Raw genomic sequence first — 13578 nt, 5'->3', positions numbered from 1 at the left:
GGACTTGATCGCGCGAACACGCCACGTGGCGGCGAACATCTACGCGCCACGCATGCATCAATTGGTCCGGACCATTGTGAAGCGCACGCCGCACGCACTCGGTGCGATGGCTAACCGAACAAGCGAATCGGCAGCCGCAGTCGCGTCCGGATGGGATTCATCGCGCGCCGGTGCGTTGGTCGGGCGACTTGCGTACGCGAGCGAGCGGATTGGACAGATAGCGGATCGCGCGATTGCTCAGCGTTGACGATGGCAGCAAGCACGCGAGCGACAACACGGTAACCGCCACTTTCTTGGCCGGGCGCCAGAACGGGTTGCGCAGCACGGTGTGCCAGTAGCGTCCCGATTCGCACAGGAACCAGCGCCAGCGCCGCGCGAGCGGCGCGCGATACAGCGTGCTCGCGAAGCGCGCCTTCTCGATGGCGAAGTCGAGCGGGGCCATCGGTAGCGCTTCCCGCAACCGCGTGCCGGCAAGCGTGCGCAGGATCGACCAGCGGCGTTCGGCCTTCAATGCACCGGTTGCCGCGTCTTCCGAGTTGGCGAGCGCGAGGGCCGGGCCGTCGGCCGCGCTTGTGTTCGACTGCTGGTGCATGCGATAGCCGCCGAGCGTCGCATCGATCATGTGGACGGCACCGAGCAGCGCGATGCCGTAGATCGCGTAGAAATCGGCGCCATGGAGATTGTCGGCAGTGACGGGCACCGGAAAAATGCGTTTCAGCGCAGCGACCTGGTACGCATTGCCCGATGCAGGCGGCGACGGGTACAGCCAGCCCGCGCGCAACAGGCGGCCGCAATCCGTATCGATCACCGACTGCGGCACGCTCGCGCCGGTTCGCGCGCCATCGTGCGCGATCACGTCGAGCCGGAAATGGACCTTCACGAAATCGCCGGATGCGAACGCGGCGAGCACGCGTGCCGCGGCGTCGGCATAGAGCAGGTCGTCCGCGTCGAGCAGGATGACGTAGCGCGACGTGACGTGCTCCAGCGCGCGGTTGTACGCGGCAACCTGACCGCGATTCTCCTGGAACACCGCGGCAATGCGCTCGCCATACGAGCGAATGATGTCGCGCGAATCGTCGGTCGACCCGTCATCGACGATCAGAACGCGGACGCCGTGCGCGGTCTGTGCGAGCGCCGAGTCGATCGCGTCGCGCAGGTACTTGCCGTGGTTGTAGTTGCAGATTGCGATGGTCAGGTCGGTCATGTGCGGAAGTCGGACGGGCGCGCGGACGATCGGGGTCATGATACGGATCGCGCGGCTGCGCACAGTTCGCGAGCCTACCGTTCGGGAGTGCGCGCGCGCATGGCATATCGCGTCGTCGATGCGGTACTGGAGCGCTTGGTCTGATGACGCACCGAAGCCGTTCGGAGCCCCTGATCTAATCGACGTTGGAGCATCGCCGCTTTCGTCGGCTTAGCGGACAGGCCACGCAGCCGGCCGTCAATACGTGCGGTTCGACGTGCACGAAGACTTGTCAGGGAAACGATACGATATGCATGAATTGCAACGCCTGTCGCGCTTTGTGGTCGCCGGCATGTGCATGGCGGGCGCGCTATCGTGGCCGGCGCTCGCCGCGCCCGCCACCTCCGCGACCCAACCGGCCGCGCTTGATGCGGCGGTACCGGACGCGTACGTGCGTCCGGACCCCGCCGCGGCCGATCAGGGCGACGCGCTGCAACGCGCGCTCGACGCGCTGCGGCCGGGGCAGCGGCTTGTATTCGCACCGGGGCGGTATGTCGTCGGCCGGTCCCTCGTCGTGCGGCAGGCGCGTGTGGTGCTGTCGGGCTTCGGCGCGACGCTGATCGCGACAGCGCCGAACGATCAGACGATCGAGTTGCACGGCGACGGTACGACGCTCGTCGGGTTCCGGCTCACGGGAACCGGCACCACGCGTCTCACGACGCCGGAGTCGACGAAGATCGAGGTAACGGGGCGCGACGTGCAGGTGCTCGACAACATCGTCGACGGTGGCGCAGGCGCGGGCATTTTCGTGTTCGGCGGTGCGGATGTCGCGATCGTCGGCAACGAGGTGCTGTCGACGCTGGCGGACGGCATTCACATGACGCACGGCTCGCGCAACGTGCTGGTGCAGGGCAACGTCGTGCGTGGAACCGGCGACGACATGATCGCCGTCGTGAGCTACCAGGCGGAAGGCGTGCTGACCCGCAACGTGATGATTACCGGCAACTCGCTGGAAGGCAACCCGTGGGGCCGTGGCATCACCGTCGTCGGCGGCGCGAACGTGACGATTTCAAACAACATCGTGCGCAACGTGCAGGTCAGCGCCGGGATTCTCGTCGCTCAGGAAGACAGCAACCGCACGGTCGGCTCGTCTGACGTCCGGATCGAGCGCAACGTGATTGCCGATATTCAGACGGCGACAGGTCGGACCGATTCGCGTCCGCTCACGCAGCAAGCAGCGATCGAGGTCAGCACGTGGTCCGGTTCGGTGTCGCGCGTGACCGTGATCGGCAATCGCGTTTCGAATGCGCGATTCGATGGCATTCGGTTGTGGGGCAACGTGTCGGACATACGGCTGGCGGACAATCAGCTGTCGGGGATCGGCGGCATGCCGGTGCGGGCCGGACCTGAACCGGATTGCGCCGCCGGCGCGTCCGCGGGTTCGTCCGCGAACCATCGGGCAAGGGGCGCGCCGTGCACGAGCACGCGCCTGTCTCGGCCGGGCGCGCCCGACGCCGTCGGCGCCGATACGTCACTGCTGCCACGCGTGCGCGAATCCGTCAGACGGGCGCGCTGGTCCCAACGCGGCGTCGATTGATCGTGCGGGGCGCGGCCAACGCGCCGGCGCGATTCGCATGCACCTGTCCGACGCTCGTCCGGCTAACCGGGTTCTCCGGCCGAGAGCGATACGACCGGCGTGGGTTGCGCGGAAGTCGTCCTTGACGATGGCTGAACCGTCCCGACGACCGCCCGCCCATACTGATCGTCGAACCGCACGATATCGTCCTCGCCGAGATAGTTGCCCGATTGCACCTCGATGATTTCGAGCGGAATCCGGCCGGGATTCTCGAGTCGATGCACTTCGCCGACGGCGATATACGTCGATTCGTTCTCGCACAGCAGGAACGTCTCGGCGCCGCGCGTGACCTTCGCGGTGCCGCGCACCACGATCCAGTGCTCGGCACGGTGATAATGCATCTGCAACGACAACTGCCGGCCGGGTTCGACGACGATCCGCTTCACCTGGAAGCGCTCGCCGAAATCGATCGAATCGTAATGGCCCCACGGCCGCTGCACCTTGCGGTGCTCGCTCGCCTGCGGGCGCTGGTCGGTCTTCAGGCGCGCGACGATGTTCTTCACGCGCTGCACGTCGTGCTTGTTCGCGACCAGCACCGCATCGGCCGTCTCGATCACGACGACGTCCTTCATCCCGACGCACGCGATGAGGCGGCCTTCGGAGCGCACGAGGCTGTCCTGCGTATCCTCGAACACGATCGGTCCGCGCGCGACGTTGCCCTGATCGTCCTTCGGCATGATTTCCCAGATCGCGTCCCACGTGCCGACGTCCGACCAGCCGGCCGCGAGCGGCACCACGATGCCTTCGATGCCGAGCTCGCCGTGTTGCGCGAGGCGCTCCATCACCGCATAGTCGATCGAATCCGACGGGCACGCGTCGAAGGCCGCCGCATCGATCCGGAAAAACGGATCGTCGGCGACGCCCGCGCGCCATGCGTTCTCGCAGGCGGCGTGGATGTCCGGCGCGAGCGCGCCGATCGCCTTCAGCCAGACCGATGCGCGCGTGACGAAGATCCCGCTGTTCCACCAGTAATCGCCCGATTGCAGATAGCGTTCGGCCAGCGCCGCATCGGGTTTTTCGACGAAACGCCCGATCGCGTAGCCGCCCTGGCTGCCGTGGCGGCCCGAGCGCGGCTCGCCGACCTGGATGTAGCCGTAGCCCGTCTCCGCGCGGCGCGGCAGCACGCCGAGCGTGACGATCGCGCCTTCCTGCGCATAGCGCGCCGCGCGTGCGATCGCGTCCTGGAACGCGCCGACGTCGACGATCACGTGATCGGCCGGCATCACGGCGAGCACGGGGTCGTCCGCGAGCGCGCTCGCGTCGAGCGCGGCCAGCGTCAGCGCGGGCGCGGTGTTGCGCGCGGCCGGCTCCAGCAGGATGCGGGCGGGCGCCGAGCGGCCGTGCACCTGCTCGGCGCTCATGAAGCGATGCTGTTCGCCGCAGACGAGCAGCAGCGTATCGCCGAGCGACGCGTTCGCGATGCCGTTCAGGCGGCGCGCCGTCGCCGACAGCGGCGACTCGTTCGAGACCAGCTCGATCAGTTGCTTCGGATACTGCTCGCGCGACAGCGGCCACAGCCGCGTGCCGGAGCCGCCGGCGAGAATCACCGGCAGGATGCTCGGCAGATCGGGTTCGGGAACCGGGCGAAGGGTAGGGGTCATCGGTTCGCTCCGGTATCGGCGGGTAGCCGGGTGCGCGCGCGGCCGTCCGCGCGCGTGTCGTCGTTGCGGGAGACGGAAACGGCCCGCGACAGCAGGTGACGCAGCGCGCCGGCTGCACGGTCGGCCGACCGTACCAGGCCGACGAACGGCGCACCCTGTTCGAGATACGGGCCGTAGGCCTTGCGGAATCCGAACTGTTTGTAGAATGCCTGACGCGGCGCGGGGACGTGCGTGCGCACCGCGGTGTCCGGCCATGCGGCCTGCGCGGCGGTGAGCGCGCGCCCGATCAGGCGTTCGAGCGTGTCGTCGTCGCGGCAGCTTTCGCTCGTCAGCACCTTGTCGATCACGACGTCCGGATCGATGTCGTCGCCGGGCAGGATGCGCGCGTACGCGGCGACTTCCGTCGTGTCGCCGTTGCGCACGCTCGCATAGACGTGCAGCGCGCCCGCGTCCTTGCCGTCGATGTCGAGATGCGTGTGCGCATCCTCGACCACCAGCACGGCGTTGCGCGCGCGCAGGATTGCGTAGAGATCGACGGCGCTCAGGTGTTCGAATTCACAACAATGCCATTCCATGATGCGGTCCTCGCGTGATGCCTTCGGCACGCCGCGCCGCACGGACGCGGTCGTTCCGTGCGGCGCGGCGATCTTCATCATCCGGATGCGGGGTGCGGCGGTCTGTTCGAAAGCGTACTCACGCTCCGGATTCGCATGCACGGCGCGGGATACGACGCGACGTGCGCATCACGGGAGCGTCGCAATGTGCGATAGCACACACCGTCGGGGCCGGTGCCTTTTCATAATTGCTTCATCGTGGCGGCCTGCAATGAGGCGCGACCGACATCGCGCGCAAAACGGGTCACCGGGACGCGGGACCGAGGATTGCGGTGGTTCGCGACCGGCCGGTCGCGCGCTTGCACCGTCGCGTTGATCGGCCGGTGGGTTTGCTTCGGGTCGCGACGTGCGCGGTGGCTGATCGCCCCGGGAGGGCCGTCATGCTGCACCGCACGGCGCGCGGGCGTGCGTCCGATGCCCGGCGCCCGGCACCCGAGCCTGTCGGCGGGGAATTCGCCGAAAAGAGGCTGCGCGGCGCGAGGCCGGTGATTACGACGTGTAACGGCCGGGCGGCCCGCGCGCCGGCGCAAGGCGATGCGGCGACCCGCCGGCGCGCGCGATTATGCGGTCCGGACGCGCGGTCCCACGCACTTTTGGGAGATTTCGGTGAAAATCGCAGGTAATCGATCGTATCAATCTTGCGGAAAAGTAGTATTTGCCACTGATTGACGGGAATGGTCGGAGATAATCAAATCTCAGTGGTCAAAAGCGCGCAGCGCGGGGCCACGGGCAGCGTAACCGACTGATTCAGGATTATCTTTTGGTAACAAGGTCATCTCGAAACGGGGTGTAGATTCAGGTGCGGATGAAATGGGGCGGTCAATCCGGGCGCGGTTTGGCAGCCCTCCGGTTCAGCATCGGGCGCGACTGTCGTGTACGACGCGACGCACATGCGGACGGAATGTCCGTTTGCCGGCGTGCCCCGCCTGACGGCGGGTCGCTTCAAAGCCGGAATGTCATGGCTCCCGCAGCCGCGCATTCCGTTCGAGTTCGATGACAACGAGGCCGGATGACATCCGGCTCGACCTCCGGGGGTTTTCGCCGTGTGCAGTTTCGATCTTCGCCAAGGCTGCGGAAACGCAGCGCGGAAGGGCGGCCATGCGCCGCCGGCCGCAGCGCACGCGGACGGTTCGCGGAGTGCAGAGAGTGACGGTTCGTTATGAATATGCCAATAACGCGCGATAAGAGCGCCGGCGCGGGGAGCGGTAACGGGCAGCGTCCGCTGATTTACTGGACGCAGTCGCCGTCCGTGATGCTGCGAAAGGAATTGTCGCGCCGCGACTGGAAAGTGACGGTCGTCGCGCATGCGAACGACCTGCGCGACACGTCCGGCGAAATTACCTGCGGCATTCTCGATCTGAGCGGTGGCCATGCCGATGCGATCGGCAGCATCGCGTCGACCTGCGCGTCGATGCGCGACGTCGTCTGGGTGGCGCTCGTGGATGTCGGCCAGACGGCGTCGCCGAACGTGCGCGCGCTGTTGCGCGACTACTGCTTCGACTACGTGACGCTGCCGGCGTCGCACCAGCGGATCGCCGATACGGTCGGCCATGCCTATGGCATGGAGTGCCTGTTCGCGCGCGATCGCGAACAGCTCGAATCGGAGGAAAAGGGCATCGTCGGCACCTGCAGCGCGATGTTGCGGCTGTTCGATACGGTGCGGCGTTTCGCGCGCACCGACGCACCGGTGTTCGTGTTCGGCGAAACGGGAACCGGCAAGGAGCTCACGGCCGTCGCGATCCACCGTCATTCGGAGCGGCGCAACGGCCCGTTCGTCGCAGTCAACTGCGGCGCGATTCCGCCGCATCTGCTGCAGTCCGAGCTGTTCGGCTATGAGCGCGGCGCGTTTACCGGCGCGAACGCGCGCAAGATCGGCTACGTCGAGGCCGCGAACGGCGGCACGCTGCTGCTCGACGAAATCGGCGACCTGCCGCATGAAAGCCAGGCGAGCCTGCTGCGGTTCTTGCAGGAACGTTCGATTCATCGTCTTGGCGGCAGCGATCCGGTGCCGGTCGATGTCCGGATCGTGTCGGCGACGCACGTCGACCTGCGCGACGCGATGGAGGAAGGGCGTTTCCGCGCCGACCTGTTCCACCGGCTGTGCGTGATGCGCATCGACCAGCCGCCGCTGCGCGCGCGCGGCAAGGACATCGAACTGCTCGCGCACCACATGCTCGAACGCTTCCGCGGCGATGCGCGCCATCGCGTGCGCGGCTTTTCGACGGATGCGATCACGGCGCTCTACAAGCACGACTGGCCGGGCAATGTCCGCGAACTGATCAACCGCGTGCGCCGTGCGGTCGTGATGACGGAGGGGCGCCTGATCACCGCGCAGGATCTCGAGCTCGAATACTGTCTCGATGCGGCGTCGCCGTCGGTCGCCGACATCCGCAAGTCGATCGAGCGCGAGGCGATCGAAACCGCGTTATTGCGGACGCGCGGACGCGTCGCCGCTTCGGCGCGCGAGCTCGGCGTGTCGCGCGCGACGCTGTATCGCTGGATGGAGGCGTACGGCATCGAGCGACCGCGCGGGACGGGCTCGTCCGACTGATATGCGCCAGCATGACGCTCGCGCCGGACGCGAGCGTCGTGTCAGCCGGCCTGCGTGGCGCGCACCGCGCGCGCGGCGTTGACGGCCCGGATTTCCACCGTGGGCGCGACGTAGTCGTCGGCCGCCGCGAGCTTCCCGTCCGTTCGCAATGGAATGAGCGCGATGCGCGCAGGCGTGCCGGGCGCGAGATGGAACCAGTCGTCGCTCGGCATGAAGCCCGGCGCGTCGATCTGCACGTGGCGGGCGACGTGTCGCGTGTCGATGTCGACGTGCCAGGTCGCGCCGGTGCGCGACACGCATGCCTCGATCCCCGGTTCGCGACGCGCCAGCACGGCCGGATGCGTGCGGGACGGAAAATGGAACGCCTGCGACAGCAGCGTGCCGTCGTCGGCGCGTAAGGTCGCTACGACCGTATCGTGTTCGCAGGGGCCGAAGCGGTACGCGTAGGTCCAGTCGAAGAAGCGGCCGAGCAGCTCGGCCGAGCCGAGCCGTACCGTGTCGTGCGCGGCGATCCGCACCGGGGAGCCGGCCCGCGCGACCGGCGTGCGGCCGTCGCGCAGCGCGACCAGCTCGATCGCGGCCGACAGCGGCGCCGGGCGTTCGTTGACCACATGCACGTCGAGCCCGTTCAGGCCTTCGTCGACGAGCAGCACCTGGATCGGCTGCAGCACCTGACGCAGCGCATACCAAGCCGATTTCGGCCGGTGCGCGGCGTCGATCACGCCCCATCCGGCGCCCGGCATCACGTCCTGGAACTGCCACACGAGCGCGCCCGCGCAACGCGAACCGGTGCGCCGCCATTCGGAAAACGTCTCGCGCATCACGTCCGCGATCACCGCACGCGACAGCTCGAGGTAGCGCGCCGGGTCCTCGCGCCGCAGCCGGTCGGGCACGAAGTCGTACAGCGTCTGCAGATAATGGTCGCGGATATCGTCGAAATCCCACGACGTGCCAGGGTCGCGGGGCACGGCCGCCTTCCAGCGCGGTTCGTGCACGCCCGGCCAGCCGAGTTCCGCGAGCGTCGCATCGCCCGGCACGTTCGCGAACGCGAGGCATTCGCTCGCAAAGCGCACGTCCGCGCGGCGCGCGTCGTCGAGCGGGCGCAGATACGCGCCGACGCCGTAGTAGTGCGACACGCGTTCGCGCGGCATGAACGGCAGCACGCCGCCGTCGGGCGAATCGGGCACGTACGGGACGTCGGGGCGGTGTGCGGCCGCGTGGCCGGCCAGCCGGTCGGCGGTCAGCTCGACGAAGCGCTGCTTCGGCCCGAGCCCCGACATCGCGGCCTGCTGCGCGATCTCGCTGCCGCCGCACAGCACCGCAAGCGACGGCGAAGGGCCGTGACGCGACAGGAACTGGCTCGCCTCGCGATCGACGTTGGCCGCGAACGCGGGATCGTCGAGCGCGTAATCGAAGTTCGCGAAACCGAAGTCCTGCCAGACCAGCAGCCCGAGCCGGTCGCACCATGCGTGGAACGCGTCGGCCTCGTAGGTCATCGTGCCGCCGACACGAATCATGTTGAAGCCGGCGTCGCACGCGAGCCCCAGCAGGCGGCCGTAGGTCGCGTCGTTCGCGTGCAGCGCGAGCGGCGCGGCGCTGCTCCAGCATGCGCCGCGCGCGAATACGGGCACGCCGTTGATGCGCAGTCCGAAACCCTTGCCGTCGGCGCCGGCGTCGACGTCGATCGTGCGAAAACCCGTCGAGCCCAGCGACCGGCGCGCATCGCCGATATGCAGCGCGATCTCGTAGAGCGCCGGTTCACCGTGCGTATGCGGCCACCAGCGGCGCACGTTCGGTATCGCGACGCTCGTGCGCAGCCGGTCGGCGCCGGCGCGTTCGAGCGTCGCGTGATGTTCGCCGCATGACAGCCGCGCCGCGAACATGTCGGGCAGCGGCGCGGCGAACGTCAGTTCCGCATCGAGCCAGCCCGTGTCGCCTTCGACGCGTGCATGCAGTTTGCAATCGGTAAGAATGGGCCCGTCGGACGGATCGAGCACGTCGATGGGCCGCCATGGGCCGGTGGGCACATACGGCGGGAACCAGCCCGGCATATGGCCGAACAGCGACGTGCGGATCGTGCGCAGCGTGGCCGGTTCGGCCAGCCGCGTGCGCCAGCGTGCACGGCGCGTCGCGCGCGCGTCGCGCAGGTGCGGCGCGAGCGCGCGGAAACAGACGGTCAGCCGGTGCGTGCCGTCGAGCGACACGGGCACGTCGTGCGCGACGAACATGCTGTCCGAGCAGTGGATCGGCGTGTCGTCGAGCCAGGCCTGCGCGAGCGTCGCGAGGCCGTGAAAGCGCAGGATGCGCAGCCCGCGCCCGCGCAGTTCGAGCCGATACCAGTGGTCGCGCTCGTCGAGCGACGCGGCTTCGTCGAGCCGGCCGGACAGCGCGAGCGCCTGCGCGACCGTGCCGGGCACCGGCGCCGCGATCCAGCCGTCGTGGTCGGCCGGGAGGTCGCGCGGCTCGCGCACGGCGCCCGCGGCCGTCGCCCGCATCGACCATGCGGGCAGCGTGCGCGCGCGCGTCACCGCATGGCCGGCACGGGCGCTGCGTTGGCGCGCACGGGCGTCACGTGCCGCAGCGGCGCGCCGATCTGCCGCGCGCACGCGACGAGGTCGGCGTACGCAGCCTCGATCGCTTCGAGCGTCGCATCGCCGCGTTCTTCCTTGCCGCGTGCGCACGCGCGCGCGAGCCGAAATTCGAGCACCATCGCTTCGGACGCGATGCGATCGCACGCGGCGCGGATCTCGGCGAACGGCCCGGTGCAGCCGCTGGCGTGCAGCCAGCGCGCATAGTGGCCGAACAGTTCGAAATTCGCGCCGAGCTGCCGCACCGAATTGAACGAGTACGCATGGAAGCGTTCGAGCGGCGCTTCCGCGAGGATCTGCGCATCGGTCTGCAACTGCCGGCGGAACGCCGCGATCGGATCGACGACCGGCAGGCGCCGCAGGTGGCGCTGCAACGCGGCGAGCGAGGCTTCGCACAGCGCGCGCTCGTCGAGCGGCGCAAAGCGTCGCTTCGCGCATTCGACATACGGCGGCAGCGTCATCGGCGAACTCGCGCCGATGAGCCCGTTGTAGTCGAAATCCTCGGCAACGTAATAGCCGCTGTTGTGGAAGTAGCCGATCTGGTGCTTCTCGCGGTCGATCGCGTCGATGCCGATCGTCGTCTTCGTATGCTGCGTGCGGTAGCTGGTGCCGCGCGTATCGGGCAGGAACCACGCGTCGACCTCGACGATCATCAGGTGGCCACGCGCGACCTGCGTCTCGATGTGCTGGTCGAGCGGCTCGTAGATCGAATGCTCCTGCACGACGATCCCGTAGAGCCGCTCCAGTTCGTCGTGCGGAAACTTGAAGAACGTGAACTGGTCGCCCTCGAAATCGAGCGCGATCGTAAACGGCAGCGCAGCATACGGATTGAGGCCCCACCAGCGGAGCACTTCGAGCCACATGTCGACGTAGCAGTTGGTCTGCTTCCAGACCATCTCCTGACTGTGCAGCGGGTGCGGCCGGTAGTGGCGCGCGCGGTGGCGCACGCCCTCGAACGACGCGTCTTCGCCGTCGCGGGAAACGAACCTCATCGCGCGCCCCACAGCACGTCGCGCACGTCGCTCGGCCATGCGTCGATGTCGAAGCCGTGGTGGCGGAACAGCGCGAGCGTGAGCCGCTCGAGGCCGAAGCCGACGCAGCCCGTGTGCGCGACGTCGCCGGTCGCGGTGCGGATGTCCCACAGCAGTCCGAAGTGGTCCATGTGGTAGTTGAAGCTCAGGCACGCGGTCTGCCGGTCGTCGTGCTCGATCGGAATCAGCAGCTCGAACTTCAGGTTCTGCTCGCGCTGGCTGTCCGCGACGATCTTGCCGCCGCGCCCGAAGAACGGGTCGTTCGCGAGATCGATCGCATTCGGCAGGCGCAGCGCGTCGATCATCCGCGTGCCGCGTTCGATCCATGTCTCGCGGAACGAGACGATCTGCTCGGGCGTGCCGATCCGCACGTACTCGCGCATCCGGAACAACTGCATGCGGGTCGGGTCGAGCGACGGTTCGTGACGGAAGCAGTACGAGAACACGTCGACGATCCGGCCGTCGGCGGGCAGCGCGCCCGCGCGCGCGACGACGGGATACACGGGGTAGCACGCGGCCGGCGTCATCACGACGTAGGTCGGCTTCTGGTTTTCGGTCCAGTCGTCGCCGCGATCGAGGCATTGCAGCACGCGCTGATGCTGGCGTTCGTCGCCGCAGAACGCATGCACGCTGCCCGCCAGTTGCGGAAAGCTCTTCATGTATTCGCTGCGCTCGAACTCGGTGCGGCTCATCGCCGGCGGGAAGCGCAGCACTTCGGCCTGCTGGTCGGCGCCGAGGCGCGTGACGAACGCGTCGAGCGCTTCGACCACGCGCTCGAATCGTTCGCTGCGGCCGAACAGGCCCTGGATGCCGGTCGAGACCAGCAGGCCCGCATCGATCAGCGCGTCGCGCAGCGGATTGACGCCCGCGCGGTCGAGCGGTGCGTTGGCGGGAACGGAGGGGGCGGTGGGCACGGCGAGGCGATCGTTCACGTATGTTTCTCCAGCGTCGCGGGACGCAGCGCGAGCAACAGGCTCGCAGTGTTGGCGGCAATGCGGTCGTTGCTGATCATCAGCGGCGCCGCGTGCAGGTCGCGAATGTGGCGGCCGATGCTGAACGGCGTGCCTTGCTTGTAGCCCGCCATCCCGCAGATCATCATCGCCTGGTGCGCGACCTCGAGCGCGGTCGCCGACACGTAGGTCTTCAGCGTATTGATCTCGGCGGCCCATGCCATGCCGGCCGACCACGAGCGGGCCGACGCGTTCGCGTGGAGGCGCAGCACGTTGTCGACGCGCGCCTGCATCGCCTGCATCAGCGCGAGCGATTCGGCGATGCGCCGCGCGGCGGGCGACGGCGCGCCATCGGTCTGGCGCGCCTGCGCGCGGAAGAACTGGTGCGCGCGATGGAACGCGTCGCCGGCCACGCCGATCCACACCGCGGCCCACAGGATGTGCGAGACCGGCACCATCGTTTCCTCGGCGATCTTCGCGAACGGCACCGGCAGGCATTGCACGGCGGCGCCCTGCGCGTCGAGCACGAAGCCGTTGCTGCACGTGCCGCGCATGCCGAGCGTGTCCCATTCGCCGCGGCGCGTGAGCGTATAGCCGTCGCGCAGCAGCGTGACGAGCACCTGCTCGGAAGCCGGCGCATCCGCATCGCGTCGCGCGGTGGCGAGAATGCCGTCCGCGTAGTCGCCGTACGAGATCGTCGGCGCGGATTTGTGCAGCCGGAACCCGCCGCCGTCGATCTCGAGCGCGCACTGGCTCGCGCGCAGGTTGCCGCCGACGCCGTCTTCCGACGTGGCCGACGCGAGCAGCCACTGGTGACGCACGAGCTGCTGCAGGAACAGCTTGTGCCAGCCCTGGTCGGCGGCATGGTCGACGATGCACGCCACCTGGATCTGGTGCATCGCGAACACCATCGCCGACGACGCGCACGCCTGGCCGAGGATCGAGCAGGCCGACGCGATGTCTTCCAGCGACGCGCCAGCGCCGCCGAGATGGGCCGGCACCATCGCGCCGAGCAGCCGGCGCGCGCGCATCGCCTCGATTGCCTCGACGGGGCAGCGCGCGTCGCGATCGACCGCATCGGCATGCTGCGCGGCGATCTGCGCGACGGCATGCGCGGCCTCGTCGAGCCGATGCGAATCGCTGTCGGACGCGAGTTCGGGAAGCAGCGCGCTCATGCGGAGTGCTCGGTGCGTTGCAGCGTGGCGATCGTGTCCGCGAGCGCGTCGATGCTGCGGAACAGGTTGCGGTTCAGCATCTCGTCGGGAATCTCGATGTTGAACTGCTTTTCGATCGCGAGCATCAGCTGGATCGTATCGAGCGAGGAGAGGCCCGCTTCGTAGAGGTCGTCCCCGTCGCCGATCGAGTCGATCGCGGCTTCGAGATGGGCGACGTGCTTCAGGATGGTTCTGATTTCGTTTTTCACG

General features: G+C 68.3%; 10 protein-coding genes. 2 read left to right on the top strand and 8 right to left on the bottom strand.

The annotated features are described in order from the left end of the window. Nucleotides 1–157: 157 nt before the first annotated feature. The gene (locus tag HWX76_RS00345) at nucleotides 158–1204 is read right to left on the bottom strand and encodes a glycosyltransferase family A protein (RefSeq protein ID WP_050011081.1); all 1047 of its coding nucleotides are present in this window, start codon (nucleotides 1202–1204) and stop codon (nucleotides 158–160) included. Between the two features lie 289 nt (nucleotides 1205–1493). Here HWX76_RS00345 and HWX76_RS00340 point away from each other — a divergent pair, with 289 nt between their 5' ends. Further along, nucleotides 1494–2780: a right-handed parallel beta-helix repeat-containing protein gene (locus HWX76_RS00340; protein WP_050010865.1), complete on the top strand. Its 1287-nt coding sequence runs from the start codon at nucleotides 1494–1496 to the stop codon at nucleotides 2778–2780. A 62-nt stretch (nucleotides 2781–2842) separates the two neighbouring features. Here the strand turns inward: HWX76_RS00340 and HWX76_RS00335 are convergent, their stop codons facing one another. After that, nucleotides 2843–4420: a mannose-1-phosphate guanylyltransferase/mannose-6-phosphate isomerase gene (locus HWX76_RS00335; protein ID WP_050010866.1), complete on the bottom strand. Its 1578-nt coding sequence runs from the start codon at nucleotides 4418–4420 to the stop codon at nucleotides 2843–2845. Beyond that, nucleotides 4417–4995: a drug:proton antiporter gene (locus HWX76_RS00330; protein ID WP_050011082.1), complete on the bottom strand. Its 579-nt coding sequence runs from the start codon at nucleotides 4993–4995 to the stop codon at nucleotides 4417–4419. Before HWX76_RS00330 ends, HWX76_RS00335 begins: the two co-directional genes overlap by 4 nt. Nucleotides 4996–6193: 1198 nt before the next feature. On the opposite strand from HWX76_RS00330, the gene HWX76_RS00325 reads away from it, so the two are divergent. After that, nucleotides 6194–7585 carry a sigma-54 dependent transcriptional regulator gene (locus tag HWX76_RS00325; protein WP_175976070.1) on the top strand — a complete coding sequence of 464 codons (1392 nt, stop codon included), beginning with the start codon at nucleotides 6194–6196 and terminating at the stop codon, nucleotides 7583–7585. Nucleotides 7586–7626: 41 nt separating this feature from the next. Here the strand turns inward: HWX76_RS00325 and HWX76_RS00320 are convergent, their stop codons facing one another. The 5 genes from HWX76_RS00320 to HWX76_RS00300 are packed head-to-tail and all read right to left on the bottom strand — an operon-like array spanning nucleotide 7627 to nucleotide 13577. Then, on the bottom strand, nucleotides 7627–10113 hold the full coding sequence (locus tag HWX76_RS00320) for a glycoside hydrolase family 2 protein (protein WP_176015335.1): 2487 nt from the start codon (nucleotides 10111–10113) through the stop codon (nucleotides 7627–7629). Beyond that, a complete protein-coding gene (locus tag HWX76_RS00315) occupies nucleotides 10110–11165 on the bottom strand; it encodes a DUF1839 family protein (RefSeq protein ID WP_050011084.1) in 1056 nt (351 codons plus the stop codon). Before HWX76_RS00315 ends, HWX76_RS00320 begins: the two co-directional genes overlap by 4 nt. Further along, entirely contained in the window at nucleotides 11162–12136 is a 975-nt protein-coding gene (locus HWX76_RS00310) for an amino acid--[acyl-carrier-protein] ligase (RefSeq protein WP_124630304.1), read from the bottom strand. The genes HWX76_RS00315 and HWX76_RS00310 overlap by 4 nt, the downstream gene beginning before the upstream one ends. Beyond that, on the bottom strand, nucleotides 12133–13329 hold the full coding sequence (locus tag HWX76_RS00305; RefSeq protein ID WP_176015334.1) for an acyl-CoA dehydrogenase family protein: 1197 nt from the start codon (nucleotides 13327–13329) through the stop codon (nucleotides 12133–12135). Before HWX76_RS00305 ends, HWX76_RS00310 begins: the two co-directional genes overlap by 4 nt. Further along, nucleotides 13326–13577: an acyl carrier protein gene (locus tag HWX76_RS00300; RefSeq protein ID WP_006490451.1), complete on the bottom strand. Its 252-nt coding sequence runs from the start codon at nucleotides 13575–13577 to the stop codon at nucleotides 13326–13328. Before HWX76_RS00300 ends, HWX76_RS00305 begins: the two co-directional genes overlap by 4 nt. Nucleotide 13578: the final 1 nt, after the last annotated feature.

The sequence above is a fragment of the Burkholderia sp. BCC0398 genome (genome assembly GCF_902833245.1).
GTDB lineage: Bacteria > Pseudomonadota > Gammaproteobacteria > Burkholderiales > Burkholderiaceae > Burkholderia > Burkholderia sola.
Note: the sequence above shows the minus strand (reverse complement) of the source record. Positions and strands in the feature narration are given on the sequence as shown.